Origin of the sequence: Fumia xinanensis (genome assembly GCF_014384905.1) — a bacterium.
Lineage (GTDB): Bacteria > Bacillota > Clostridia > Oscillospirales > Ruminococcaceae > Fumia > Fumia xinanensis.
Genome location: NZ_JACRSV010000001.1, coordinates 1,200,401 through 1,225,497 on the forward strand (window position 1 = coordinate 1,200,401; position 25,097 = coordinate 1,225,497).

Annotated in this window: 26 protein-coding genes; 14 read left to right on the top strand and 12 right to left on the bottom strand. The window is 52.1% G+C overall.

What is annotated here, in order from left to right:
- Nucleotides 1–165: 165 nt before the first annotated feature.
- The 4 genes from H8710_RS05645 to H8710_RS05660 all read left to right on the top strand — a co-directional run bounded on the left by H8710_RS05645 (nt 166) and on the right by H8710_RS05660 (nt 1,669).
- Nucleotides 166–633, top strand: a complete 468-nt coding sequence (locus tag H8710_RS05645; RefSeq protein ID WP_430413304.1) for a VOC family protein — start codon at nt 166–168, stop codon at nt 631–633.
- A 29-nt stretch (nt 634–662) separates the two neighbouring features.
- Complete coding sequence (locus H8710_RS05650; protein ID WP_249294442.1) at nt 663–881, top strand: NUDIX hydrolase; 219 nt, start codon at nt 663–665, stop codon at nt 879–881.
- A complete protein-coding gene (locus H8710_RS05655; protein WP_249294443.1) occupies nt 835–1,167 on the top strand; it encodes an NUDIX domain-containing protein in 333 nt (110 codons plus the stop codon). Before H8710_RS05650 ends, H8710_RS05655 begins: the two co-directional genes overlap by 47 nt.
- Before the next feature lie 82 nt (nt 1,168–1,249).
- Nucleotides 1,250–1,669 carry a VOC family protein gene (locus H8710_RS05660; protein ID WP_249294444.1) on the top strand — a complete coding sequence of 140 codons (420 nt, stop codon included), beginning with the start codon at nt 1,250–1,252 and terminating at the stop codon, nt 1,667–1,669.
- Between the two features lie 301 nt (nt 1,670–1,970).
- Here H8710_RS05660 and H8710_RS05665 read toward each other — a convergent pair whose 3' ends face one another.
- The 3 genes from H8710_RS05665 to H8710_RS05675 form a co-directional block, all read right to left on the bottom strand.
- Nucleotides 1,971–2,561, bottom strand: coding sequence for a hypothetical protein (locus H8710_RS05665; protein WP_249294445.1), 591 nt, complete (start codon nt 2,559–2,561; stop codon nt 1,971–1,973).
- 498 nt (nt 2,562–3,059) lie between these two features.
- On the bottom strand, nt 3,060–3,599 hold the full coding sequence (locus tag H8710_RS05670) for a flavodoxin domain-containing protein (protein WP_249294446.1): 540 nt from the start codon (nt 3,597–3,599) through the stop codon (nt 3,060–3,062).
- A 635-nt stretch (nt 3,600–4,234) separates the two neighbouring features.
- Nucleotides 4,235–5,584 (bottom strand): patatin-like phospholipase family protein, encoded by a 1,350-nt coding sequence (locus H8710_RS05675; protein ID WP_249294447.1) that lies wholly within the window; start codon nt 5,582–5,584, stop codon nt 4,235–4,237.
- A 245-nt stretch (nt 5,585–5,829) separates the two neighbouring features.
- Here H8710_RS05675 and H8710_RS05680 point away from each other — a divergent pair, with 245 nt between their 5' ends.
- The 5 genes from H8710_RS05680 to H8710_RS05700 all read left to right on the top strand — a co-directional run bounded on the left by H8710_RS05680 (nt 5,830) and on the right by H8710_RS05700 (nt 10,169).
- Entirely contained in the window at nt 5,830–6,324 is a 495-nt protein-coding gene (locus H8710_RS05680) for a GNAT family N-acetyltransferase (protein WP_249294448.1), read from the top strand.
- A 3-nt stretch (nt 6,325–6,327) separates the two neighbouring features.
- Nucleotides 6,328–6,762 (top strand): GNAT family N-acetyltransferase, encoded by a 435-nt coding sequence (locus H8710_RS05685; protein ID WP_249294449.1) that lies wholly within the window; start codon nt 6,328–6,330, stop codon nt 6,760–6,762.
- A 36-nt stretch (nt 6,763–6,798) separates the two neighbouring features.
- The gene (locus H8710_RS05690; protein ID WP_249294450.1) at nt 6,799–7,623 is read left to right on the top strand and encodes a 4Fe-4S binding protein; all 825 of its coding nucleotides are present in this window, start codon (nt 6,799–6,801) and stop codon (nt 7,621–7,623) included.
- A gap of 721 nt (nt 7,624–8,344) precedes the next feature.
- Entirely contained in the window at nt 8,345–9,523 is a 1,179-nt protein-coding gene (locus tag H8710_RS05695) for a zinc ribbon domain-containing protein (RefSeq protein WP_249294451.1), read from the top strand.
- Between the two features lie 61 nt (nt 9,524–9,584).
- Nucleotides 9,585–10,169, top strand: coding sequence for a hypothetical protein (locus H8710_RS05700; RefSeq protein WP_249294452.1), 585 nt, complete (start codon nt 9,585–9,587; stop codon nt 10,167–10,169).
- Between the two features lie 84 nt (nt 10,170–10,253).
- Here the strand turns inward: H8710_RS05700 and trpS are convergent, their stop codons facing one another.
- The 8 genes from trpS to H8710_RS05740 all read right to left on the bottom strand — a co-directional run bounded on the left by trpS (nt 10,254) and on the right by H8710_RS05740 (nt 19,731).
- On the bottom strand, nt 10,254–11,261 hold the full coding sequence (trpS, locus tag H8710_RS05705; protein WP_249294453.1) for a tryptophan--tRNA ligase: 1,008 nt from the start codon (nt 11,259–11,261) through the stop codon (nt 10,254–10,256).
- A gap of 13 nt (nt 11,262–11,274) precedes the next feature.
- Entirely contained in the window at nt 11,275–12,462 is a 1,188-nt protein-coding gene (locus tag H8710_RS05710; protein WP_249294454.1) for an aminotransferase-like domain-containing protein, read from the bottom strand.
- A 133-nt stretch (nt 12,463–12,595) separates the two neighbouring features.
- Nucleotides 12,596–13,729 carry an aldo/keto reductase gene (locus tag H8710_RS05715; protein ID WP_249294455.1) on the bottom strand — a complete coding sequence of 378 codons (1,134 nt, stop codon included), beginning with the start codon at nt 13,727–13,729 and terminating at the stop codon, nt 12,596–12,598.
- Between the two features lie 234 nt (nt 13,730–13,963).
- Entirely contained in the window at nt 13,964–14,887 is a 924-nt protein-coding gene (locus tag H8710_RS05720) for a phosphotransferase family protein (protein ID WP_249294456.1), read from the bottom strand.
- Between the two features lie 2 nt (nt 14,888–14,889).
- On the bottom strand, nt 14,890–15,567 hold the full coding sequence (locus H8710_RS05725) for a nucleotidyltransferase domain-containing protein (protein ID WP_249294457.1): 678 nt from the start codon (nt 15,565–15,567) through the stop codon (nt 14,890–14,892).
- A 13-nt stretch (nt 15,568–15,580) separates the two neighbouring features.
- Entirely contained in the window at nt 15,581–16,123 is a 543-nt protein-coding gene (locus H8710_RS05730) for an AAA family ATPase (protein WP_249294458.1), read from the bottom strand.
- Between the two features lie 74 nt (nt 16,124–16,197).
- Complete coding sequence (locus tag H8710_RS05735) at nt 16,198–17,418, bottom strand: CapA family protein (protein WP_249294459.1); 1,221 nt, start codon at nt 17,416–17,418, stop codon at nt 16,198–16,200.
- Nucleotides 17,419–17,454: 36 nt separating this feature from the next.
- Nucleotides 17,455–19,731, bottom strand: coding sequence for a hypothetical protein (locus H8710_RS05740; protein ID WP_249294460.1), 2,277 nt, complete (start codon nt 19,729–19,731; stop codon nt 17,455–17,457).
- 260 nt (nt 19,732–19,991) lie between these two features.
- Here H8710_RS05740 and rpe point away from each other — a divergent pair, with 260 nt between their 5' ends.
- Nucleotides 19,992–20,624, top strand: coding sequence for a ribulose-phosphate 3-epimerase (gene rpe / locus H8710_RS05745; RefSeq protein ID WP_249294461.1), 633 nt, complete (start codon nt 19,992–19,994; stop codon nt 20,622–20,624).
- Between the two features lie 213 nt (nt 20,625–20,837).
- On the opposite strand, the gene H8710_RS05750 is transcribed toward rpe, so the two are convergent.
- Nucleotides 20,838–21,407: an adaptor protein MecA gene (locus tag H8710_RS05750; RefSeq protein WP_249294462.1), complete on the bottom strand. Its 570-nt coding sequence runs from the start codon at nt 21,405–21,407 to the stop codon at nt 20,838–20,840.
- Between the two features lie 117 nt (nt 21,408–21,524).
- Here H8710_RS05750 and H8710_RS05755 point away from each other — a divergent pair, with 117 nt between their 5' ends.
- Genes H8710_RS05755 through H8710_RS05770 form a run of 4 tightly spaced genes read left to right on the top strand, consistent with a single transcriptional unit; the run spans nt 21,525 to nt 25,038 of the window.
- On the top strand, nt 21,525–22,571 hold the full coding sequence (locus H8710_RS05755; RefSeq protein ID WP_249294463.1) for an RnfABCDGE type electron transport complex subunit D: 1,047 nt from the start codon (nt 21,525–21,527) through the stop codon (nt 22,569–22,571).
- A 12-nt stretch (nt 22,572–22,583) separates the two neighbouring features.
- Complete coding sequence (locus H8710_RS05760; protein ID WP_249294464.1) at nt 22,584–23,291, top strand: Rnf-Nqr domain containing protein; 708 nt, start codon at nt 22,584–22,586, stop codon at nt 23,289–23,291.
- On the top strand, nt 23,284–23,901 hold the full coding sequence (locus H8710_RS05765) for an Rnf-Nqr domain containing protein (protein WP_249294465.1): 618 nt from the start codon (nt 23,284–23,286) through the stop codon (nt 23,899–23,901). The genes H8710_RS05760 and H8710_RS05765 overlap by 8 nt, the downstream gene beginning before the upstream one ends.
- Before the next feature lie 27 nt (nt 23,902–23,928).
- Nucleotides 23,929–25,038, top strand: coding sequence for a putative glycoside hydrolase (locus tag H8710_RS05770; RefSeq protein WP_249294466.1), 1,110 nt, complete (start codon nt 23,929–23,931; stop codon nt 25,036–25,038).
- Nucleotides 25,039–25,097: the final 59 nt, after the last annotated feature.

Consider the following 25,097-nt stretch of genomic DNA (forward strand, 5'->3'; position numbering starts at 1 on the left):
AAAACATGCAAAATTTGGTAAATTTTTATAAATTGTTCTCGGATTACCGTTATTTCGACTCCATAAAAGTTTGGTTCTCCATTCTATGCGGAAAAAAGCGGCATTATGCATGGACAGCCGGAATTTTTCCTGTTACAATGAAACAAAAACACTCAAAGGAGAAAAATGATGAAATACAGCGGTACAGTTCTATCAGTGTCGGACGTGAACGCATCGAGAAAATTCTACGAGAATTTGTTCGGGCTGGAGCTCTATCAGGACTATGGGATCAACATTTCCTTTACCTGCGGGCTGTCGCTCCAGCAAAATTTTGACTGGCTCACAGGCCTTCCGAAAGAAAAAATCCTCAAAGATGCCAACAATATGGAACTCTGTTTCGAGGAAGCGGATTTCGACGGCTTTCTCCGCAAGCTCTCACAATATCCCGGCGTCGCCTACCTGAGCGATGTGGTGGAGCACGGATGGGGACAGCGGGTGGTGCGGTTTTACGACCCGGACGGGCATCTGATTGAAGTGGGGGAAGAGATGAAAATGGTGGTTAATCGTTTTCTCGCTTCCGGCATGTCCCTGGCACAGGTTTCGAAGAGGATGGACGTTTCCATTGAAGATTTGGAAAAAGTGTTAAGTGAATAACTTTACAGATGAGGAAAGAAGGAAATTTCGTGGAATACTGGGATATCTGCGACAGCGAAGGAAATTTGACCGGCCACGTCGTCCCCAAGGGAACTGCCTTTGGAGAAGGTGAATATCATTTGGCTATGGAGGCGTGGATCGTAAGCTCAAACCGGCAGATCCTCATCCAGCGGCGTGCGGAAAGCTGCGAGGTGTTGGGCGGTGTGGGGCCTGACCACCGGGCGGATGGTGGCAGGAGAGGACACTAGGACGGGGGCTGTGCGGGAAATCCGGGAAGAACTGGGGCTGTCGGTGGAGGCGAAATCACTGCGGCACCTGCTCCGGGTGGCCAGGCCGAACCATCTGGTCTGGGACGTATACGCCCTGAGAATGGACGTGGATCTGAAAGACCTGACACTCCAGCCGGAAGAAGTGGCGGAAGCGCGCTGGGTGGATGAAGCCACCTTTCGGAGGATGCTCCGGTCAGGAGAACTGTTTTCCTATCCAGAAATCGAAGAAATGCTCCTTAAAGCCCTCACTTTGGCAGACGTTTGACTAAACCGCCCTTCCTTCGGGAACACTAATGCAAAAGCAACAACCGGTTTTGGAGCCGGGCCCAGAAAGGAAGGAACCGTTTATGATACACCCTTATTTGAGCTTTTCCGGCAACTGCCGGGAAGCCCTGGAGTTTTACGAAAAAGCCTTCGAGACCGAGCCACCCCGCATCTTGACCTTTGGGGACAGTCCGGCGGCTAAAGATCTCCCTTTGACAGAAACGGACAAAAGGCGGGTCATGCATGGTGAAATGGTCATTGCCGGAAGCCGTGTCATGGCTTCCGATGTGCCAAATGGCATGAACTTCACCGTGGGAAACAGCATCAGCCTTGCCATAACAGGAGGTGACGAACGGAAGCTCCGCAAATGGTTTACCGCCCTCCAACGGGAGGGCCATGTGGATATGGAACCCATTCAAACGCCCTGGAGCCGGTTTTACGGCATCGTCACCGACAAATTTGGTGTCCGCTGGCAGCTCACTCACGAAAACGAACAGCGCTAGAAAGGCGGGGAAATTTCCCCGCCTTTCAATTTGCCTTTTTGAGTTCTACGTTTTTCCTAGCCGTAACAAAAAATATAAGTAGAATAGCTATTTTTTATTGATTTTACAGGCAAAAATCGTCTTATAATTTCTTGAAAGTGTTTATAGAAACGAAGAACAAGCCTGTATTTTCAACGGTTTTCTCGTTTTTGCCCTTACGAGCCGAAACAAGGGAAAAGCCAAACTGCTTTTTCGGCAGGTAATAAGAGCCCTCGGCGTTTGAGAGCGAAATGCACCTCTCGCACAAACCTCCGGTTTATACTTAGCGTATTTCTGTTTCGACTGTAGTCTGTTTTTCCTTTGTGAGCGTATTATCTTTGTATAAAAACAACTCACCTGTTTCATTTTCAAAAAACAATACTAACATATTCTCAGACGCTCCATATAAAAATAAATCTGGAGCCAAACACTGTAGTTGTATACGTTCATTGTAAGAAGTTTTGGTAAGCAGATTATAACTTCTATCGCATCGTTCATGCCATAACTTTTGATATGCACTTTTATCCAAGATACGACTTTCTAAATGTTTAATATGAGATATTTTGAATCTCTTGCACCAATCAATATCCGCTTTATATAACATTTGCCCAATCTGATTCGTAATAATATCATCATTATCATAGACTACGGGCAAAACAGAAACACCGTTTTTATATGCAACATATGTCCTTGTATGACCGTCTGTAAGTGTATATATATTGTTCCCAAAATCATGAACTAGCAAGGGTTGAAAATTGTCCATGCGCTGTGGATCAAACCATTCCATTACAGATGCAACCTTATCTGAACTAAGATATATTTGACTAAGACCGAGCAAGTCGATATTTAATAGTCTTACCCCGTGAAATTCCATTTCTTCACACTCCTTTTCTATATCTCTTATCTTTTTAGTTATGTTATCTTTTGATATCAGATTTCGCTTCCCCTGTTTCTGCCCTTATAAGGTGCGAGATCAAAGACAAGTGTGTGTGAAATCGTACAAAGGGATAAGGTGAGAAAACTGCGATAAATCCTTTGTCTTCAAGGCTCCCCACAGATTTTAATATCATCCTATAACAAGTGGTCACAGACTAAAATTTTGGCAGATTCAAATTCCTTTTTGTTAATATGTTTGCTTATATTATAGCACTAACATATGAATTTATCTCTCCGTTCTTTGCTTATGTGAAAGGTATTCCCTTATATCTGTCCATATCGTTTTATTTAATTATAGGAAAATCGGGCGCCATTTGGGCACCAAAACATTGAAATTGATTGCTGTTTTTAGCCTCTAAATCTCTGAAAAAATCGGGTTTTACATAGGTTTCACAACTCGATGCCTTTTTGACGGCACAAAATCAAACACTATTTTTTATAAACTTCCTTTCTCCACCGCTTCTACCAGAGGAGAAACGGCGTTTTCATCGAAAAAGTCCACCTTGCTTCCGAAGGAGCTGAGGATTCCCTCGTCTTCGTCCGTCCGCTCCGAAAGAGGTTTTTTCTCCACTATGGATTTGAGCATTTTCATCATGGAACGGTGCAGAAAGCTCATTCTGCCGTAGTCTAAAGCGCCGCGGAAATGAAAAAAACGAATTTGTTCCCGCATTTTTGGGGAAAAATTCTTTTCGAGGATGGGAGAAAAACGCCCCGGCACAGTAGGGTCGGAAATACCGACTGTGTATACAAAAAGACGCTTGTCCCGAAGCTTTTCAAAATTTTTGGCGAGGAGGGAAACGCCCCGGATACCGCTTGCATAGATTCCGCCGCCAAAGATGATGGTTTCGTACTCGGAAAGGACCTGCTTTCCATTTTTGGCGTCCAAAGCCGGACAATGAAGCCGGGCGGCGATGGCTTCGGCATAGCGTTTGGTGCTTCCATAGCGGGAACTGTAGAGGACAACGGCGTCTTTCATAGGATTCATCCTTTCTGTGTTGCTTTGATTCATCTTAACACAGGATAGGTTTTTTGTACAGAGCCTGTCCCCTTTGCCGCCAAAAGAAAAAACGCTATGTAGTCCGGCTTTTTGCAGAAGCGCCTCAATGCTGCGCAGCCGAAACAGGTGGTTTCCGGCGGTAGCGGCTGTTTCCAAGACCGCCCGCTGACGATCCGGGCGGCGCCGGACTTATCACTAAGATTACAGGTAGGGGGATTGTGATTTCCGGTATATGGCGTTCCCGGAAAAGATATTTTCTGCCCCTATGATGACTGAAAATATCACCGTTGCTGTGCAGAACGAAACTTTCGCATGAGGTCGCTCACTGTTTTGGTGTTGTTGCGGGCTACATGCTGCGGAAATTTGTTTGGCGGCATTGTGAAAAGTTCTGACACACCTTCGGCAATACATCTTATGTGGAAAGAGTGCGGAAGTCTACTTTTGTCGAAAACAAGCGCAGGAGAAGCATTTTTATAAAAAATAGTATTATTGCGGGCATGAAATGCCCGCAATAAGCCTGACCAATCAGGCATATATAAACCGCAATGCAGATTACAACTATACCTGATATAAAACACCGCCCGCAAACCTTTCTGCGGGCGGTGTTTCTGAATTCACAGGGCCGATGCCTGTAGATCTTCCTCTGCATCCTCCATCCGCTTCAAGCCGTAGACGTAGACGGCGGCGATGAGCTCGGTCGGCACCATGACCGCCAGGCCCCAGAACTCGCCCATATCGCTCCCATCGGCCATCATCCGCTTGAGCTCGCCGTAGAGGAAACTCACAATGTGGCTCTTGCCCTCCTTCTGCACCCGGTCGAGGATATCCTTGAGGACGAACACCTTGGTGTTCCGGATTTCCTCCAGCGTATCCTCGACGATGCCCTCCACCCCGGCGAATTTCTCTAAAATCGCCTCGTTGAAACTTCTGGCGGTGTAGGCCTCCGTCGGGTCCACTTCCATGAGCTTTCCGGTGATTTCCATGGCGGAAGTCAGCACTTCTTCCACCGAAATGTCCTCCTTGGGGTTGCGGCGCATGGCCTTGACCAGCCGGAACCGAGCCAGGTGCTGGAGGTAATCGGGGCCGCCCATGCTCTCCCGGGCGAGAGCAAAAATCTCATCGGCGAAGGGAGCCAGACGCTCGGCGTTGTAGCTCATCTCCCGTGGCAGGAAAGTGTAGGCCCCACCCTCCATCTTTCCGTAGAGCTTCATGGCGTCCAGATACCCCAGCTTGATATTCCGGGCGGTCAGGGTCGGCTCAAACCACAGAAACGGCCCCAAATCCCAGCTGCTGCTGATGTACTTCACCGGAACCGCCTCGGTTTTAGGCTTGCGGAGCACCCCAACGCTGTCCAGGTTGATGGCCAGCACCTCGTCGGCTCCCATGGATATGGCCAGATTGATGGGCAGATTATCCCGATAGCCCCCGTCGATGTACTGCTTGTCGTCGATCTGCTTGCTCTTGAACGCCGGAAAACAGGCCGCCGACGCCACCAGGTAGTCGATGAGCTTTCCTTCCGGGATGTCTTTTTTGCAGAGTTCCAGCGGCTTCAGCGTCGGGTATTCCACCGTCACCACGCCCAAATCCACGTCGGATGCCCGGACGCGCTCTTCCGACACCACATCGTGCATAATCTGTTCCAGCGGGGCGAAATCCACCCCGTTTTGTTCCATGGCCTTGTGAATAAAGCTCTGCCAGACGCCGGCCTCCCAGTGCCGCTTCTCATAGTCCACGTCCTCGGGCTTTAAATCGATGTCCACGATGTCGGGAGTGGTGAGCTTTGCCCACATCTCCATGGCTTTGTCATAGTCCTTCTGAACCATCATGGCGCCGTTCAAGGCCCCCACCGACGCCCCTGTGACGATTTGATACTCGATGCCCAGCTCATTAAGGGCTTTCCACACACCCATCTGATACGCGCCCCGGGAGCCTCCCCCCGCCAGCACCACTGCCAATTTTCCCATAATTGTCTCCTTCTCGGCCGGAGCCGCCCTGTTAAGGCTCGGCTTCCGATGCAAATATTACTGTCACGCCCGCCGGAGCGGGCCTTTGTCTCAACATTTCATTTAATTATATGCGCCAGTGTCTCTACCAGTATCATACCACACTTTGAAACGCTTTTCCATCGAAGGCTGTCAACTCTCCTTGAAGAAAGGATGAAAAAGTTGTATAATATTGGTGACTATTTACGTGAAAGGTTCTGATTACGATGGAAATCAAGGTGCGCGGCTACGAGGCGAAAGACCTCCCCGCCCTGATGAAAATATGGAACGCGGTGGTTAAAGAAGCCAACTCCTTCCCCCAGGATAAGCCGTTCTCGCTGGAGGAAGCTGAAACCTTCTTCGCTTCCCAGTCCTTTACCGGTGTCGCCGAGGAAAACGGCCAGATTCTGGGGCTTTACATCCTCCACCCCAACAATGTGGGCCGCTGCGGACACATTGCCAACGCCTCCTTCGGGGTCAAACCGGGCCTCCGAGGTAAGGGCGTCGGGGAGAAAATGGTGCGCCATTCGCTGCAAAAATGCGGCGAACTGGGCTTTCACGGCCTCCAATTCAATGCTGTAGTGGCGACGAACGCCGCCGCCATCCACCTTTATGAAAAGCTCCGCTTCCGGCGAATCGGCACCATTCCCGGCGGCTATCGCTTGAGGGATGGGCATTGCGCTGACATCCACATCTACTTTCACCCCACAGAAAGGCAGTAAGCCATGAAAATCCGCACGTTGCATGAATCCGACTGGGAACCGGCCCTTGCCCTCGTCTGGGAGACGTTTCTTCTCTTTGAAGCGCCGGATTACAGCCCCGAGGGAGTCGAGACCTTCCAAAACTTCATTGGGAACCGGCAAAACCTCTGTGCCCTCAATTTGTACGGCATTTTCGACGGGGACCGCCTCTGCGGCGTCGCCGCCACTCGAAAAGGTAGCAGCCACCTTTCCCTGCTCTTCGTCCGGAAAGAATTTCAGGGCCAAGGAATTGGCCGAATGCTGATTGATCGCATCCAAAAGGACGCACCCGGCAGCCTCACCGTCCATTCTTCCCCATACGCTGTTGAATTTTACCGTCGTATGGGGTTTCAGGACACCGATGTGGAACAGCTGGAAGACGGCATCCGCTTTACCCCCATGAAATGGACGAAAAAATAGCGCCCTCACTCTGTACACTAAGGGAGAAAAACGCTCATGAAAAAATATGCTTTCCCCTTCGCCATCTGGCTGCTGTTTGAAGCCATTGCCGTCACGCTGTGGCTGACCCTTGACAACATCTTTTATCTGTTCAATTTTTCCTACATCGGAACCTGCCTTGCTTTGGGCATTGGGTTTTATTCCAAAAAAATGAAGCACGCCCGCAGCATCGTACAGCTCGCCGTGGGCTCTTATATGCTGATTTATCTCGGTATCCTGTCCCGGGAAAACATGCAGCTCGAGGGTTTCTGGTATTACCTGTTTTTAGGTGTGTTCGAGGCGGCGGTCATTCACTATGTGATCGCAAAAATTTTCGGCCCCCTCCTGTTCGGCCGGGGATGGTGCGGATACGCCTGCTGGACGGCGATGATTTTGGATTTGCTTCCCTACAAGGTCCCGCGGCAGCCCCGCAAAAAAATCGGTTTTGTCCGATATATCGTCTTCGCGGTTTCCCTTGTGTTCGTGGGTGCGCTCTTTATTTTTCGGGTACCGAATTTGGAAAACATTATGTTCTGGAGCTTTATCGCCGGTAATGCGCTGTACTACATCGCCGGAATCGGGCTGGCCTTTGCTTTTCAGGACAACCGCGCTTTCTGCAAATACATTTGCCCCATCACCGTGTTTTTGAAACCGGCAAGCTATTTTTCCCTGCTGCGGGTAAAAAACGACACCGATAAATGCATCTCCTGCGGAAAGTGCGAAAAAGTCTGTCCTATGAATGTCGCCGTTTCCGATAATTCCCGTAAGCGGTTAAACGGAACAGAGTGCATTTTATGCTTTTCATGCGTCGATGCCTGCCCTAAAAAATCTTTGCATTTATAAGGCAATTTGTTGCTGAAATGGAAAACCCGCCTGCCAATATGTTTTGGGCAGGTGGGTTTTCCGCGGTTATCGGCTCTAAACACCTTAGCAGACGACAATTTTTTGGTTGAATCCCAGTGCTTTAAAGAGTTTTCTCCATTTTGTACAAAATTTTTTCTAAGCCCTTTATTTGGTAAAAATTTTGTGTTATAATAAAAAGCAACGCGCAAGGCAAAGCCATGCGCACCGCGCAAAGCGCGGCACCCCGCCGTAAAAGCGGCGGATGCTTTTTCTTGCAATATAGCCTTCTCCGGCTCTGCCGGAGATATGCCGACAGGCAGTATGCAAGCCCTCTGGGCTTGCGGCTATATTATAATAAAAAGCAACGCGCAAGGCAAAGCCATGCGCACCGCGCAAAGCGCGGCACCCCGCCGTAAAAGCGGCGGATGCTTTTTCTTGCAATATAGCCTTCTCCGGCTCTGCCGGAGATATGCCGACAGGCAGTATGCAAGCCCTCTGGGCTTGCGGCTATATTATAATAAAAAGCAACGCGCAAGGCAAAGCCATGCGCACCGCGCAAAGCGCGGCACCCCGCCGTAAAAGCGGCGGATGCTTTTTCTTGCAATATAGCCTTCTCCGGCTCTGCCGGAGATATGCCGCCTGACGGCATATCAAGCTAAAAGGTTTGAAGCGATGTTATACTGGCTGCACAATCATAAAACAGAATGGGAAGGAGGCCGCTATGGAAGAAAAAATTATCATTTGCCCCCACTGCGGCGCTTCTGTCCCGAAGAACTGGAAGTTTTGCCCCAAGTGTGCCCACCGTCTGGCTGAAGAACCGGTCATCACCGTCATCGCGCCGCCAGTGGTAGACGAGTCTGACCTGGAAGAGAGCCTGCTGGCAGCGGTGGAGGTATCCTATCTAGAGGAATCCGATTTGGAACCGCTGATCCCTAAAACAGGCGGGGCATCGGCCGGGCCTGCAAAACAGGAAGCTTTCATAGAGCCTTCCCTCGGCGAAGAGCCCCCTTTGAAGGAATCAAAACCGTTCCCCGTAACGGCGGAAGACGAACCGATTTATGCCGAGCCTTCTGCTGGCGAAGAACCGCTTCCAGAGGAGGTGCCGTTAGACGAAGAACCTTCCCTGCCGCCGGAAAATGCGGAACAAAAAACCTCCCCAGCTTCACGGCGAAAAAGATGGCGGGGGACTTCCCCTCTTTCATCCGCCGAAGGTTTTTCCTACGGGGAGGTGCCGGTCAGAGTTTCTGACCTCCCGTCCCAGGAGGAAAAAACCAGTCTTTCGGACGAGCGCGGAAAAGCCCCGTCCAAAAAGCGTGGGAACACGGCGGCCCTTCTGAAAAAAATTTTTCTGCTGTCCCCCGGCGCGCCGTCACCTTCCCACTCTTTCCAGGACAAGACCGCATCGCTGACAATGATCTCTCAGGCACCGGACACCGTCCACCACCAACCGGAAACAGCGAAACACCGGACGAAAATCGTCCCGCCGCCCGTCTATCTGGCTGTTGAGCGAAAGCGAAACCGCCGGATCGCCGCACTGTTGCTGGTCGCTGTACTGGCCTTGGGGTGCGGAGCGCCGTTTTTCTTCCGGATGGCCGACACCAAGGCGCTGGAAGCGTCACTAGCGCTCGGTTTAAGCCGGAGGGAAAGTAATGATCGCACGCCCTACACCATCGCCCTCCGCTTTGAGGACGGAGTGGTGGAAACCTATCAGAAAAGCCCCTTTTACCGCACGGAGTATGTGCTTTCCCAAAAGCCATACACTGTCACCTCGCCGGAAACAGTGGAAATCGACGGCAAAGAGTACAAAATTAAACTCAGTGAGGACAAAACCGCCCTTACCATGCGACCCGCTTTTTCTTTCTACGGAGCCAAGGAAGTGTGGTACATCAGGGACTCCTAAAAATATATGGTTACTGAATGAGCATCCGAAAACAAATCGGCAGGGCCGCTGGAGGCAGGATATGAAATTATTTCATGGAAGCAGCATCGGTAATATTACCGTTTTAGAACCGAAACAAGCGGATCACGACCGCCCTTATGTCTATATGACCGCCATAGAAGTAGTCGCTGCTTTCTATTTATGCAATGGTGTGGAAAGGCCCTATTATTGGTTTCCATACGGATTTGCACAAAACAGCGCAGTTCCCATTTATCATGAACTGTATCCGAATGCCTTAAAAGAGGTATCTGAGGGCGTCAGCGGATATATTTATGAAATTACAGCCGATGATAGCCAAGTAATCCCTCTGAAAAATATCCCCTGTGCAAGATTAGCGGCGCAGCCAATTCCGGTAACAGGATGTACGAGAATAATAAACGCCTACGATTGGTTCATGGAAGCTGTAAAAGAGGGAAAAATGCAGATTGGGCATTTTACCGACAAAACGGAACAAGAACTGAATTGGTGGTATTCCCAATTGGTTTCATACCTGCAAGAAAAAGATATGGCTAAGCAACCCGATTGTTCCTATGCGATGTTTATCAGACAAAAACTACCACAGGTATGGCAGAAATACACTTTACAAATGAATATAGTGGAAGCGTGAATGAAACCCCTTTCCAGCTTTTTCGATTTTCTCGTCCACAAAAAAGAGCAGGTCTCACGACCTGCTCTTTTTCTATCGTTATTCTCAGCCAATGAGGCCCACTTTGCGTTTGACCTTTTCCATGGTGCGGTTGGCGATCCGGGACGCCTTCTCGGCCCCTTCCCGGTAGCACTGTTCAAGATACGCCTTGTCGGCCATGAGCCGGTCGAACTCCTCCCGGACAGGCCGCAGCTCTTCGGCGACCGCCTCACCGACGGCCACTTTGAAGTCGCCGTAGCCTTTGCCGGCAAATTCAGCCGTGATTTCGTCCATATTCTTTCCTGTGACGACAGAATAGATGCTCATCAGATTGTTGATGCCGTCCTTGCCCTCTTTATAGCAAACTTCCATATCGGAGTCGGTGACGGCCCGTTTGAACTTCTTGACGATCTGTTCCGACTTGTCGAGAATCGACACGGTGGCGTTCTGGTTCTCGTCAGATTTGGACATCTTGCGGGTGGGGTCGGCAAGGGACATGATTCTCGCTCCCTGCTTTCCGATATAGGGCTCGGGGATGCGGAAGGTATTGCCGTAAACATTGTTAAAGCGCCCCGCCACGTCTCTAGTCAACTCTAAGTGCTGCTTCTGGTCCTCTCCCACCGGCACCATGTCCGCCTGGTAGACGAGAATGTCCGCCGCCATCAAAGACGGGTAGGTAAAGAGCCCGGCGTTGATGTTTTCCGGGTGCTTTGCCGATTTATCCTTGAACTGGGTCATCCGGGAAAGTTCCCCGAACTGGGTGTTGCAGGAAAGCACCCAGCCCAGTTCCGCGTGGGCTGGCACCTGGCTCTGGATAAAGACGATACTCTTTTGCGGATCGACGCCGCAGGCCAGCAGCAAAGCGTAGCACTCCAGCACCTGTTTTCTGAGCTTTGCCGGTTCCTGCCGGACGGTGAGGGCGTGGAGGTCGGCGATCATGTAACAGCAGTGATAATCGTCCTGCATCTGGCCCCAGGTCTTGATGGCCCCCAGGTAGTTCCCCAGGGTGAAGATTCCGGTGGGCTGGATGCCGCTTAAAATCACTTTTTTTCTCTCGGTGGTAGTCTCACTCATGAAACGGTTCTCCTTATTTCAGATTGTAGGTCATTTTGCCCAAAAGCTCGATTCCGCGGACGATCTGCTCATCGGTGGGGGTCGAGAAATTGAGGCGGAAGGACCTGGTCACGTCGCTTTCATTGGGCATAAAGGCGGTACCGGGGACAACGGCTACCTTGTGCTCCTGAACAGCTTCGGTACAGAATTTCATCATGTCGACGCCCTCGGGCAAGGTGCCCCATATGAAGAGGCCGCCTTCGGGAACAGTGTGTGTCACGATGGGATTGAAATGAGCGTCCATGCCGTCGAGCATCAGCTTCGCCTTTTTGCGGTAGATTTCACAGAGGTTTGCGATGTGGGCGTCCCAATCGTTTTCCCGCATGAACTGCTCGCATACCATCTGGGACCAGATATTGGTGTGAACGTCGTTTGTCTGCTTGACGACGACGATTTTCTGGGTGACGGCGGCGTTGGCAATAATAAAGGCTACCCGCATGCCGGGCGACAATGTTTTCGAAAAGCTCCCGGCGTAAATGACGATGCCCTCTGTATCCAGCGTCTTGATGTTGGGCACATGCTCACCGGTAAAGCGCAGGTCTCCGTAGGGGTTATCCTCAAAAATCATGACGCCGTATTTGAGGGCCATCTCGTAGACCGCCTTGCGTTTTTCAAGGCTCATGGTGATGCCGGAGGGGTTCTGGAAATTGGGAATCAGGTACAAAAACTTGGTGTTTTTGTTTTCCTGGAGGGCTTTTTCCAGCTTTTCGATGGAAATGCCGTCGTCCTCCATCTCGACGCCGACCAGGTTTGCGCCGCCCGCCTTGAAGGCGTTCAGGGCTCCCACGAAGCTGGGCATCTCGCAGATGACGGTGTCGCCTTCGTTGACGAGCACCCGGGTGGTCAGATCGAGGCCCTGCTGGGTACCGGTGACGATAATGAGGTCGTCCCCGTCCTTCATGATGTTCTTCGCTTGATACTGCTCTTTCAGGGTGTTCCGCAGAGGAGTATACCCTTCCGTGATGCTGTACTGTAAAGCAGCGATGGGATTTTTTTGGAGGATCTCATTTGAAATCCGGGCGATTTCCGCTGTGGGAAACGCTTCCGGCGCGGGATTTCCCGCCGCAAACGGGATCACCGACGGGTCCTGTGTGTGTTTGAGGATTTCACGGATGGCGGACGCTTTTAGGTTGCCCATCCGGTCAGCAAATTTGTAGTTCATCTGTATTTCCATTCCTTTCGGTGTTAGAGCGTTTCACGTTAAAACGGCGTTGAACCCCCAATTTCTTGGGGCGCTCCTCCATTTCGAGCAAAACGCAAAATATACATAGTTGTCGCTTTCGGCCCGCTGCCCGTCAGGCCAGCTTGCCGATGAGTTCCCGCATTTTGTCTAAAGTTCCGGGAATGTCGATGTGCTGGGGGCAGTGCTCCATACAGGCCCCACATTTTTGGCAGCTCCCCGGCAGTTCCCCGGGAATGCAGCCGGCGATTTCCTCCCGGAAGCTCCCCGCGTCCCGGGAAAAAACGTACCGGTTATAGATGCCGAAGAGCTTCGGAATATCCACCCCGAAGGAGCAGTCCATGCAGTACCGGCAGCCGGTGCAGGGCACCATGTCCTTTTTGCGGTAAAGGTCGAGGGCGGTCTCAAGCGCCTTTTTCTCTTCGCCGCTGAAAGGCTCCAGCGGCGACAGGGTGCCGATATTGTCGGAAAGCTGCTCGAGATTTGACATACCGCTCAAAACCGTCAGCACGTTGGGCAGCTGAGCCGCGTACCGGATGGCCCAGGAGGCGATGGAACGGCCGGGCGCCGCTTGTTTCAGGACAGCGTTGGCTTTTTCGCCCAGGTCGGCTAAAGCCCCGCCCCGAACCGGCTCCATGATAATCGCCGGAATACCCCGCTGTGCCAAAAGCTCATACTGTCCTTTTGCGTCCTGGAGTTCCCAATCGAGATAATTCAGCTGAATCTGGACAAAATCCCACTCATAGGTGTCGAGAATCTGCCGGAGAACGGAGGGCGTATCATGAAAGGAAAAGCCCAGGTACCGGATTTTCCCCTGCTCCCACATTTTTTGGAGATAGCCGTATACGTCCAGCTCCACGCACCGCTTGAACATCTCTTTGTTTTGGGCGTGAAAGAGGTAAAAGTCAAAATAATCCACCTGGCAGCGCTGGAGCTGGGACTCAAAAATATTCCGCACATCCTCGGGGGTGCGGAGGTCCCAAGGCGGCATTTTGGTAGCTAAATAAAAGCTCTCTCGGGGATACCGCTTGAGAGCCTTGCCCATAAACGGCTCGGAGAGGCCCGCGTGGTAGCCGTGGGCGGTGTCAAAGTAGTTGACGCCGTGTTGATAGGCATCGTCGACGATCTGGAGGGCCTTTTCCTCGTCGATTTCCTCGGAGCCTACTTTTATCGTGGGAAAACGCATACATCCAAGGCCCAGGAGAGAAATTTCCTCATCCCGGAAAGCACGCTTGCTCAATGCTGTCATAAAAAATACTCCCTTTGAATCGCTATGGTTCACTTTTTGTTATTTCGGTTCGGATTGCAGGCAATCCTCTTCCATAAGAAAAATCCATCCTCCCCTGCGGGAAAATGTCTATTTTTTTCTTCCTTGATCGTAACAAAAAATAGCATGGATAATCTCAATCTATTATCCTAGTAAAACAGCTATTTTTTATTATAGTTGCTTTAAAGTGAAAAATCAAGGGAATCTGTCACAATTTTAACGGATCGAAAAGGCGTTTAACTGTTGGAGAAGCCGGTTGGCTTGCCCGCCGAGCCGGACAGCATCGACTTCCACACCGGAATCGTGATAGTGCATGATCTCGGTGAACACCTCGTAAAAGGCGTCTTTCAGGGGAAAATATCGGGAGAGGGGCATCCGCTGTGCGTATTTTGCCATTAGACGAAAATCCTCCCCGTTGGCGTTTCGGAGCTGGTACAGGTCCATTTCCGGGTCGCCCCAGCAGCTCCCGTAGGGGTCGATGGCGGCCGCGGCGTGGGTCATTTCAGAGTTTAGCTGGATGTTCCAGGTGTTGTAGTCCCCGTGGAGCAGCCGTGCCCCCGGCACCGGCTCGAAAAAAATCTCATCAAAGCGGGCAAAGGCCCGCCGGACGACGGCGTAAATATTATTGGTCAGCCTCCCGTTCCCGGCCATCTCCTCCGCCTCCCTGAAAATTTTCTCCGCCTTCCGGTAGTAGCAGCTCTGCCAATCCGGGTCGAAAACATCGCCGTCCAGCTCACCGAATCCCTCGGGGTGGACGACGCTGTGCCAAGCGACGAGGTTTTCGACGATCTCGTCCCCGATCCGCTCCCGGGCGTCCTCGTCGGGAATGTGGGTGATTCCGGCGTTGAGGCCGGGCAGGTACTCCATCCCCAGCACGTCGTAGGGCGCTTCCCCGTCGGCCTCGTGGAGAAACAGCGTTTTGGGCATGGGAAGGGTTCCGTAAGACCCCAGCACCGAAAGCTGGAGCCGCTCTTTTGCCCCCAGACGGGGCTTCAGGTAGAGTTTCAGTACCACGTCAAAGGGCGGGGCGGGCAGCTTCGCCAGAAACACCCGCCCGTAAAAGCCGCCGCCTAGAGGGGTGAGGCTCAGAGGCTCCGCCCCAAGCTGCCGCCGGGCCGCCGTCCGGAGCGTTTGCTCCATCTTCATCCTTCCTCCCTCATTTCCCGCAAAAGCCTCCTGCACCAACGGAGCAGCAGGGCGAACTTCTCGTCAAAATTCTCCTCCGTCACCGGGGTTCCCCCCATGGCAGTCTCCAAAACCACCTGGTCGTCCCCGGAAAGCTGCCCAAGAAGCGCCTTTTTGGTGGAAAGCACCTCCCCCGTCCGCAGGTAATGAAGATTCATGAGAATGTAAAAGCTCCCTTTGTAACAAAAAGGGAGAGCTTTTATGTTCCGTTCCCTGTCCTCATAGAGATACCGGTGGGTCAGCTCGTGGTACAGGTTCGCGGCGTTGATGCGGACAAAATCCCGGACGTCTTCGTCGGAAAAGGCAGGCAGGATGGCTTTTAGCTCGCCGTACACGTCCCGGGTGTCCGCCATAACCTGAAACAGCTCGTACCGGGGCCAGTTTTGCAGTTCCTCCAAGCCGCAGATAAAGCCGCAAGCCCGCCCGCTTTCCTCCATGGTTGCGACAATATCCCGGTAAGCGTCTAAATCGGCGATGGAGAGGTTTTCCACCGCTGTCATCACGTCGATGTCGCTTTTTGGGGTGGCCTCTCCCCGCCCAAAGCTCCCCTGCAAGCCCAGATAACGAAGCCGCCCGCCGAAATGAGCGAGCAGCTTTTCTTTCAGTTCCTCCATCCAAATGGAAATGTCCTTCATATCCGTCTCCTTCTCAAAATGGTTCCAATTCGTCGATGAGCGCCAAAATTTCCTCCAAAGGCTTTGTGCCGTCCACGATGACCCGGGGGCAGCAAAGCCCCTGTTCGTGCCGGTCGTGGCCCAGCTTGCTTCGGACGTCAGGACCGTCCGTGTCGTAGCCCTTTGCCCACTCGATGAATTCCAAATGCTCTCCGTACATATCGCCGCCCTCCCGGATCCGCTCTCCGAACCGGGCGTATTCCCGCTGGCGGAGCCGCTCAATCCGCACCTCGGTGGGAGTGACTACACGGACCCCCAACGTCACTTCCGGCAAAAAACAATCCCCCCAATCATAGAGGGAGCCGGAAATGACCGCCTCGCCGGCGGCGTCCAGATCGGCCCGCAGGAGCCTTACACGCTCGGCCCGTTCCCGGCTCTTCACAAAGGGCGGGTCGGTGGGAAGCCAGAAGTAGTCGTCGGTGTCCAGCTGACGATAGCCGTAGCTCTCGGCGATGGCCCTTCCAAGGGTGCTCACGCCTGCGCCGGACGCGCCGTAAACATAGATGACCTTTTTCATTTCCTTATCCTTTCCTGTGAATACATGAGCCGCAAAATGGCCGCCAAAGGATGACGGCCATTTTGTCAAATCGATTATTCTTCCAAAAACTCCGCCCCAATGACGGTGTCAAGGGTATTTTTTATAAAATCGTAACTGAATTTGGAGTCGTTGTTGCGCACGCCATGGCTTTTGGCCAGTTCCGGCGTATAACTGCTCCACGGATAGAGCCGGATATTCCGAAATCCCCCGTCATACTGGGTGACGATGGGAATGAGCCCCGCGGAGGTAATGATCGGATGGGCGTCCGCCGTTTCCTTCGTGAAGGTCACATCGAGGATGCCGCCGATCATCCGTGCCCCCTTGTCCTGAGCCGAAATGAAGTTCCCCAAGGAGTAGGCACAAAGCACCTTCCGCCCGTCGGAAGCGTCAAGCCACTGGATGGGCTGGAGCACGTGGGGATGGTGCCCGACGATGAGGTCGGCGCCCCAGTCGGCCATCTCCTGAGCTAGGGAGGTTTGCCCGTCGTTGGGCGTGTGGGTGTATTCCTGCCCCCAATGGGTGTTGACAACGACCACGTCGGCCAGCGTCTTCGCCTTTTCGATGCGGGTCTTGATCTTCTCCTCCTCTGCGGTGTGGAGGATCACCACCTCCGACCCTTCCGGCAGGCTCAGACCGTTTGTCATTTCGGTCATGCCAATGAAGGCGAAAGTAAGGCCATTTACTTCCTTGACCCGGATGTTCTCGTAATCCGCCTCATTTTCGTAGACCCCGGTGACCAGCGCCTCCGGATGGGTTTTCCACTGCTCCAGCGCCGACAAAATCCCCTTTTCTCCCTTGTCCAGCACGTGGTTGTTGACCTGATTGAAAACGGTGAAACCGAGATCCAACATCTCCTGCTGAAGTTCCACCGGCGAGTTGAAGCAGGGGTAATCCGACGGCTCGTAGATGGGCGCGACGACCGTCTCCTGATTGATCATAGCCAGATCGCAGTCCTTGATGAGCCCCGAAATGTTCTCGTAGGCGTACCCGAAGTCGTAGCCCCCGTCTTTCGCCCGCGCTTTGGCCTGGTTGTAGATGGAGCTGTGGATCAGGTTATCCCCCGCCGCCCGGAGACGGACGGTGATGGGTTCAAAAGGCGGCTCCTCCGGCTCGGAAGGCGATTCCGGCAGGCTGACGCTTTCCAGCGTGGGGAGGCTTCCCTCGCCGCCCTCCCCTTTAAACGGCAGGCAAAAGGCCACAATGAGGATCGCCGCCAGCAGCAGAATCACTCCCATTAAAATCGTATATTTCCGCTTGTTCAGGTAGTCTCTCATGGGGCACCTCCGATATCGGTTTTCTGTTCTATTTTCTTAGTGTATGGAAATGACAATCTTCCCGTCAATTGGCTGGATCAAACTGTTGACAGACGATCCAGTTATGACTTCGACGCGGTTACCGCCTGCTATGCGAATGGGATGGTCACAGCGGAGGACGATGTGTTTATCCATCTTTCCAAGAAACAGGCAGTCAATCCATTCTCCTATTATCCATTCTTCATCGGACTGTCTGAGATTCATTCCCACCAGCACCCTATCCTGTTCTAAAATGGCCGCCGTATGCAGCCAGCAGAAAGCGTTTCTCACCCAGGCATATCGGGATAAGGAAAAATCAGCATGCTGAGGATATCCATGGGCAACTTTGTACAAAATATCGGTATTCTCGCCTTGCAGCTGGGTTAAGGTGCGCTTGATCATTGGCTCTCCGCCTCCCCGGATGTCGTCCACCTCATAGCAGGAATACATCGTCCCATCCTCAGAAGTTTTGACGAAATTGGTCATAAAACCGTTCCAGGAATCCATCAACGCTTCTTCATCCGCTGTCAGCATTCCGTAAAGATAAAGGGCTTCCGCCTTCCAGATCGTCCACGCGTGCCCGGCGCAGATGGCGGGGCCTTGCCCGTCGCCTTCCCAAATCGTCTCCCACCATCGGAAAGAAGAACGGTTCATCCGTACGTCAGGCGAATAAATCGTAAAGGCCCTGTGAAGCTTGAGCACCTCAGAGGCAAAATCAAGATAGCGCTTATCGTATTGCAGATTGGCACATACATACAATACCGAGAGAGCGGTACAGGAAATGGAACCATCCTCCGCGTCGGAACAGGTATCCTCTCCCGTACCTTCCGTCGGAAAGGACAGGCCCCGTTTCAGCAGAAATTCCGCAATGCGAATAGCGGTTTCCCGAAAGATTTCCCCCCGCGGGTCCTCCATAGACGAAAGGAGCAAAGCCATGTCCACAATAGGAATCACAGGAGCGCAGACAGTGGTGTAATCTTCGCCGTTAAAGACCATCCCTTCGTCGGTGATCCAGTTCTGTATGAGCTCCATCAGTGCGGAGACGGCAAATTCCAGGTATTCGTTTTGCTGATAAAGCTTATAGGCCTCCATCAGGATGGAAACACCGAAAAACTGCTCCTGAATCCGATTGGAGTGGGAGATGTGAAAGGCCTCGAACTTTTCGGTCTTATAGGGGACAATGGTTTTCCTCGGGATATCAGCGCCGTTTTTCCCCATAATCTGCGATAATTCTTCTCTGGCAACGCCGTCGAATTTTCGATGCCGCTGCAATCGCATATCCACAAGCATTGCCCACAAAAAACAGCCGCCTTCACAAAGGTTATCATCCACATGATAAGGCTTCCGGATAGAAGCGCAGCTGGCATCAAATAAACCGGCCATCTGATGATGATACCAAATCTGAGCGTCCAGCCCTTTTTTCCCCTGACGATAGGGAATCACCGTATGTAATCCAATTTCTGTCAGCTCAAGCCGGAAGGTTTTGTCCTTTCCCACAGGGAATAAGCGCCTTTTTTTGCTGGGAGAGAGCACCTCGACGGAATCGGTGTCATCCGACACCTTGACCACAGGTTCTCCCGCAAAATTCCCGCCGACGACACCCAAACAAATAGGCACGCCTAAAGTGGAATGGATGATTTCATAGGCATCGTCCAGTCCGGATGCGCACTGCAAATTCAGGCGTATGTGTTTGCGGCCGCTTCCGCCGTACGCCCGGTCAAAGGAAGCGAGAAATTTGAAATTGCGAATATAGTGCCCGCAAAATTCCGGCGAATAATCAATTTTAAAGCCGTCGCACGCAGTCTCGGCAATACAGACGAGAAAGCGCCCGTTTGGACGAGGCATCAGGCAATAGGTATACTGACGGTCGATAGAGGTATAAGGAGAAGAGGGCAGAATCTGATTTCCATAAAAGGTTCCTTGTTTGCCGAGAAAATTGAGATCCAGATTGATTCCAAATTGAGAAATGGCGGGATTTTCTGCACTCGCCTCAATGATGAGCCCTTTCTCCAGCGAAAACGAAACGGTGATGCCGTTTTCCTCGTCCGCGCATGTAACCAACCGATCATTTTCCGCTGTGACTGTACCGATACTTGTCCGATCGAGATAAGGGGTAAAATCCGGTTTATTTTGCTGCTTTGTAATGTCATCAGTCAATAGTGTAAAACCGACGCTGCCGAACAAATGGGTATCCCCGGCTAAATTTGTCCCTGACCTGTCCTGTTTATCATAAAACGATTCAATAATACCGGAACGGATCTCCACAACGTATTGACTGTTTTCTAAAATTCTCATGCTTTCCACCGTAATCATTTAAAATCATTGTTAAGGTATTATATCATAATTCGACATCTTTTAAAATAGATTTCCTCTAATTTCCTCCCCGCGATTGACGTTTTTGACAAAATCGGCTACAATGAGTAGTGTCTATACGTGTGGCCTTTTTTGGCTGTACTTTTTGGGAAGCTTTTCCTCCCATTCGGTTTGCCGCCCTTTCGTTTCTGTGGCCAAACCCTAAAACTGCTTCAACTTCCAGAAAGGAATGATTATTCTTTATGATAAAAATTGCCCCTTCCCTCCTGGCCGCCGATTTTTCTAATTTAAGCGGCGAACTCCGGAAGGTTTCCGACGCGGGGGCCGAGTGGCTCCATCTGGACGTAATGGACGGCGCTTTTGTGCCCAACATTTCCTTTGGCGTGCCGGTCATTTCGTCTATCCGCAAGCACACCGATTTGTTTTTCGACGTGCACCTGATGATCGAACGCCCCCTCGATTATGTTGAGGCTTTCGCCAATGCAGGGGCCGACGCCATTACCTTCCATTATGAAAGCCAGTCCGACCCGAACGCGACCATCGATAAAATCCACGCCCTGGGCAAAAAAGCGGGCATTTCCATCAAGCCGGGCACTCCAGCGGACGTGCTGTTTCCCCTGCTCCCTAAACTGGACCTAGTGCTCATCATGAGTGTGGAGCCGGGCTTCGGCGGACAGGCGTTTCTCACCTCCGCCCTGCCGAAAATCAAGGCGATACGGGAACTTGCCCCAAACCTTCCCATCAGCGTGGACGGCGGCATCAACGCCCGCACGGCAGAGCTTTGCCGGGAAGCGGGAGCCGACGTGCTGGTGGCTGGCTCCTATTTCTTCGGTGCTTCCGACCCCAAAGCGGCGGCAGATTCCCTGAGGAGATAGCCTTTTTCGGCATCGTAATCAACTATAAAGAGATACAAGTGCTTTGTTTATCGGTTCATGTTTCCGCAGCGAATCCCCCAAAACACAATTTTTCTAGCCTCACGGCCCCAGATTTTTTATAAAAATCCGATTCTTTGGAACTCCTCGAAAAATAGGCGCCGGCCCCCTTAAACGGTTGGTTGCAGGAAGCCGGCGCATGTGAAGGGGTTTGCTTTACAGCATTCCAGACAGCAGCTCCAGGGCATTTGAGAAGGCGATGGGCTTTCCGTACTCGATGGCGTAAGCCTCTTGAAGGATGCCCTGCCCCGCGTAATAGGAGCATTCTTTCTTTAGAAAAGTAGGCTGTCGGTTGGAAATGATGAAATAGAGCAGGAGCCGGTAGCCGTCTGCCGTCCGATAAAGGGCGCTGCGGCGGATCTCTCTGGCAAAACGGTCGTGAAACATTTTGGCCGCCTCGATAAGGGTTTCCTTGTCCCCGAAATCGAAGGCCACCGGGTTTCGAAAGGTCTCCCGGTACCGTTTTTTCTTCCGTTCGTTTTTATGTACCACCGGTCCGATGCGCAAAATGCAGCCCTCCCCGTTTGGGTACGCTTCGATGAGGATGCGGGTTTTGGTGAAATCGATTCCCGTCTGCTCTTGGATGCGGCTTAAAAGCTCCGCCGCCATTCGCCGTGTGGCGATTCCCTTGGCGTCCAGCAAACGGAAGGTGAGGTCATAGTAGGCAAGATCTTCCCCCGTGAGGAAAACAATGACGTTTCCGGTTTGTTCCGGTTCGATTCTCATAATGGATACGCGATTGGTGGCATAGCGCCAATCTCTCCTTTCCCTTCTATACTACAAGGCGTAAAACGCCTTTTCTCGTTTCTTTATCATATGATTTTTTTAAGGATGTGTTAACCGGTGAACTCTGAAGCACGATTCCGCAGGCAGGCGCTGGATACCTGCCTCGCTCTCACACCCCTTTTGTTCATGGGCGTTTATTTTTACGGCCCCAGGGTGCTGATCCTCACCCTCATCAGTGTCCTCACAGCCCTTGTGACCGACTATTTTTGCCTGTTGATGCAGGGGGAGCGCCGCTTCCGAAAGGGCGATTTTTCCGCACTGGTCACCGGCTACCTCTTCGCCATGCTGCTTCCCGCCTCGGCGCCCTATTGGCTCGTCGTCGTAGGCGCGGTATTCGCCATGGCGGTGGTGCGCCATCCCTTCGGCGGCCACTACAACACCATGTTCAATCCGGCCTTAACGGCCTTCGCCTTCGTCACCATCTGCTGGACCGACGTTGTGACGAGCTACCCCACCCCCCGCACCGTCCTGCCCCTTTCCGCTACGGTGGAAAACCTCGCTTTGAGCACTTCCCCGGCCTACCGGCTCATGCACGGCGGCGCTGAAAACATTGATCTTTTGAACGCCCTTTTGGGCAATTTCTACGGCCCCTTGGGCGCCACCAGCATCCTGGTGCTTTTGTGCTGCGGCATTTTTCTCATCGTCCGGAAAACCATCATCTGGCAGATCCCTGTAGCGACCTTGGGGATCGTGGCACTCTTTTCGCTGATCCTCCCGAGAGTCAACGCCAGCCTCCCCACTTCTCTGATTTTGGAGCTGATTTCCGGCGTGCTCCTCTTTTCAGTGCTGTTTGTGGCCTCTATGGACAACGGTGAGTTGCAAACCACCTCCGGGAAATGGGTCTATGGTATTATATTGGGGCTTTTCGTTGTCCTATTCCGGCATATCAGCAAAATTGAACTGGTCACCCCTTTCGCCATTATCATCATGAACGCCATCGACCACAAATGCGACGACTATGCCGCAAACATTGTGCGGTACGGCGGCGCTTTCTGTGAGGATGCTTGGCTGATCCTCAAATGGCTGGGCGGTCAAATCGGACGTTTCTTCGTTTTCCTCTGGAACAAACTCTTTGCCCTATTCCAGAAGATCATCGACAAATAAGGGGGTGCCGGAATGCTGCGAAAACTCTATCAGAAACACCGCACGACGGTGAATAAATTCGACGCTGTGCTTTTAAACAATCCAGTGCTGGAACGGGGCCTCGTCATCGCGCCGGTCATCGTGGCGGCGAATTCTCTGAAAAACGCCCTCAGCCTGGGAGTGGCTTTTGCCGTCATCACCTTTTTCACCATCGCCATTTCCTATTTCATCCCAAAGAGCATCCCCTACACCTTCCGGGTCATTGGCAACGCCATGACCGCCTCGCTGATTTTTATCCCTGGGGCCATGCTGGTGGAGCAGATGCTTCCCGGCTCCACCCAGAGTTTGGGGATTTATCTGCCCCTCTTAGCCACAAATTCTCTTATCATCCAGAAAAGCGAATCCCGGTTCCACAAAATGAAATATTCCGACATGCTTTTGCAGCTTCTTTGTAATGCAGCGGGCTTCTTCCTCGTTGTTACTGTTGTGGGGAGTATCCGAGAACTTTTAGGAAGCGGCACCCTGATGGGTGCGGCAGTACCCGGCATCACTTTCAAGGCCCCAGCCTTCCTTTTCCCCTTCATGGGCTTTATCCTTGTGGGATTCCTGGCGGCGGGAGTCAAAAAACTGGTTTTTTTCCTGAACAGCAAACCCCGGGAGAAACGCCGCCGCAGAAAATCTTTTTCCGAACCGGCCTTTGAGGCCCCAACGGACACAACAGGAGGTGCCGCAGATGAATAATTTCTGGATGGATGTCAAGAATATCGCAATGGCATCTGGGCAGATCGCCCTTTTGGCCATTTTTGCCCAAAACATCATCTTCACCAGGGCTTTGGGCACCAGCGCCTCTCTGTTCGTCATCCGAAAAAAGTATAACCTTGGTATTTTCGGGCTCATCATGGCGGTGATTACTACCCTGTCGTCCTGCATCATATACTTTTTCAGAAGGCCCATCAATTCCCTTCAGTATGCCGTTTACTTTAGGCCTTTCTTCTATGTGGTCATCGTCGGGGCGGTGTATGTGGCGGTGCTGCTCTTTTGCAGCAAGTTTCTCAAAAAACAAATCGATAAAATCCGTCCCATGATTCATTTAGCAGCCTTTAACGGCGCGGTTTTAGGAGCGCTTCTCTTAAACGCGTCTGCCAAGATGGATTTTTGGGGATATCTGGCCTTTGGCATCGGCACCGGCGTGGGATTCATACTGGCCTCCTACCTGATCGCCCTGGGCTTCGACCGATTAAACAGCGATAAAATTCCCCGGGTGTTCCGTGGCTTCCCCATCACCCTCATTTACATTGGTATCCTCTCTCTGGCCTTTCACGGCCTCATCGGACACGAGCTGTCTATGTAATACATTCCCGAAAGGATTGGAACCGGTATGGCAAGAAGAAGAAAAATCAAACATTACCGCAGCGGATATATGAGCCGCAAGCGCAGGCGGATGAAAATCGTCAAGACGCTGGTATTTATTTTGGTGCTGGCTGCGCTTATCTTCGTGGGATACAGCGTCGCCCAGTCTATCAGTCGCCTCAATGACCCCAACTATAAGCCGAAGGAGCCCTCATCTTCGGAGAGTTCGGTCCTGCCCTCAGAAGATAGTTCGGCGGACAGCTCCGGCGAGCCGGAAGGCTCGGAATCTCAGCCGGAGCCTCAGAATACCGCTTCTGACATTCGTTCTATCCTCCTGCCCGCTGACAGCATGAGAAGCCTGGACGCGGCCGAGGCCTTCCTCAAAACGGTGGATAAAACCCTCTATAACAGCGTCACCGTCGAGCTGAAAAACGCCGCCGGGCGGATTTTCTACCCCTCCCAGGTGGAGCTGGCCCAAAGAAGCGGCGCTTTGAGCGAGACTCAAATCGATGGGAAGGCATTAGCGGAGCTCATCGAGCGATACGGCCTGCGGCCTGTCGCCCGCATTTACGCCTTACAGGACGATTACGCCTCTCACGCCACTTACTCTACTTCTTACCTCTATCAGAACCAGCCGGGAGTCACCTGGCTCGACAATTCTGCTGACGCAGGGGGAAAATCCTGGCTGAACCCCTATATGGAAGCGGCCGGCAGTTATCTCAACGCCATCGTCACTGAAATCGCCCAGTCCGGCTACAAAGCCATCGTCGTAAACGGCATCCAATACCCCAATACCGCAAACCAGCGGGGCATGGGCCTCGGCCCCAATGCCTCTGCGATGACTACGAAAGAAGCCCTTGAGAAAATCTATACCGGTATGTCCGACTCCGCCAAGGCCTTTGATGTGCCCGTCATTCCGGCCTATAAAGGCGAATGCTACAAAGGTGAACGCCCACAGGTCTACACTGTGAACCCCAACGAATTCACCGTTTATCCTGCTTCTCCCATTGTTGGAAGTGATTTGACTGTCCTCGACGCAATCACCGCCCCCACAAAAGACCTGATTCCCACCGTTGACTCGGCAGACCAGATTCCCGCCCTCAAGGAAAAGGGTATTGAACAGTATTTGGTGGGATAGCTGACCAGAATACCGGATGATGAAATTAAATAATGGAGCAGAAACAGCCGTCGCTAAAA

What these genes read in the sequence shown, in the direction of transcription:
- H8710_RS05710 (WP_249294454.1), bottom strand. Translation starts at nt 12,462, where the DNA reads ATGAACTACAAATTTGCTGACCGGATGGGCAACCTAAAAGCGTCCGCC.
- H8710_RS05685 (WP_249294449.1), top strand. Translation starts at nt 6,328, where the DNA reads ATGAAAATCCGCACGTTGCATGAATCCGACTGGGAACCGGCCCTTGCC.
- H8710_RS05765 (WP_249294465.1), top strand. Translation starts at nt 23,284, where the DNA reads ATGAATAATTTCTGGATGGATGTCAAGAATATCGCAATGGCATCTGGG.
- H8710_RS05665 (WP_249294445.1), bottom strand. Translation starts at nt 2,561, where the DNA reads ATGGAATTTCACGGGGTAAGACTATTAAATATCGACTTGCTCGGTCTT.
- H8710_RS05760 (WP_249294464.1), top strand. Translation starts at nt 22,584, where the DNA reads ATGCTGCGAAAACTCTATCAGAAACACCGCACGACGGTGAATAAATTC.
- H8710_RS05680 (WP_249294448.1), top strand. Translation starts at nt 5,830, where the DNA reads ATGGAAATCAAGGTGCGCGGCTACGAGGCGAAAGACCTCCCCGCCCTG.
- H8710_RS05675 (WP_249294447.1), bottom strand. Translation starts at nt 5,584, where the DNA reads ATGGGAAAATTGGCAGTGGTGCTGGCGGGGGGAGGCTCCCGGGGCGCG.
- H8710_RS05720 (WP_249294456.1), bottom strand. Translation starts at nt 14,887, where the DNA reads ATGGAGCAAACGCTCCGGACGGCGGCCCGGCGGCAGCTTGGGGCGGAG.
- trpS (WP_249294453.1), bottom strand. Translation starts at nt 11,261, where the DNA reads ATGAGTGAGACTACCACCGAGAGAAAAAAAGTGATTTTAAGCGGCATC.
- H8710_RS05740 (WP_249294460.1), bottom strand. Translation starts at nt 19,731, where the DNA reads ATGAGAATTTTAGAAAACAGTCAATACGTTGTGGAGATCCGTTCCGGT.
- H8710_RS05690 (WP_249294450.1), top strand. Translation starts at nt 6,799, where the DNA reads ATGAAAAAATATGCTTTCCCCTTCGCCATCTGGCTGCTGTTTGAAGCC.
- H8710_RS05700 (WP_249294452.1), top strand. Translation starts at nt 9,585, where the DNA reads ATGAAATTATTTCATGGAAGCAGCATCGGTAATATTACCGTTTTAGAA.
- H8710_RS05645 (WP_430413304.1), top strand. Translation starts at nt 166, where the DNA reads ATGATGAAATACAGCGGTACAGTTCTATCAGTGTCGGACGTGAACGCA.
- H8710_RS05670 (WP_249294446.1), bottom strand. Translation starts at nt 3,599, where the DNA reads ATGAAAGACGCCGTTGTCCTCTACAGTTCCCGCTATGGAAGCACCAAA.
- H8710_RS05695 (WP_249294451.1), top strand. Translation starts at nt 8,345, where the DNA reads ATGGAAGAAAAAATTATCATTTGCCCCCACTGCGGCGCTTCTGTCCCG.
- H8710_RS05660 (WP_249294444.1), top strand. Translation starts at nt 1,250, where the DNA reads ATGATACACCCTTATTTGAGCTTTTCCGGCAACTGCCGGGAAGCCCTG.
- H8710_RS05725 (WP_249294457.1), bottom strand. Translation starts at nt 15,567, where the DNA reads ATGAAGGACATTTCCATTTGGATGGAGGAACTGAAAGAAAAGCTGCTC.
- rpe (WP_249294461.1), top strand. Translation starts at nt 19,992, where the DNA reads ATGATAAAAATTGCCCCTTCCCTCCTGGCCGCCGATTTTTCTAATTTA.
- H8710_RS05730 (WP_249294458.1), bottom strand. Translation starts at nt 16,123, where the DNA reads ATGAAAAAGGTCATCTATGTTTACGGCGCGTCCGGCGCAGGCGTGAGC.
- H8710_RS05750 (WP_249294462.1), bottom strand. Translation starts at nt 21,407, where the DNA reads ATGAGAATCGAACCGGAACAAACCGGAAACGTCATTGTTTTCCTCACG.
- H8710_RS05715 (WP_249294455.1), bottom strand. Translation starts at nt 13,729, where the DNA reads ATGACAGCATTGAGCAAGCGTGCTTTCCGGGATGAGGAAATTTCTCTC.
- H8710_RS05735 (WP_249294459.1), bottom strand. Translation starts at nt 17,418, where the DNA reads ATGAGAGACTACCTGAACAAGCGGAAATATACGATTTTAATGGGAGTG.
- H8710_RS05770 (WP_249294466.1), top strand. Translation starts at nt 23,929, where the DNA reads ATGGCAAGAAGAAGAAAAATCAAACATTACCGCAGCGGATATATGAGC.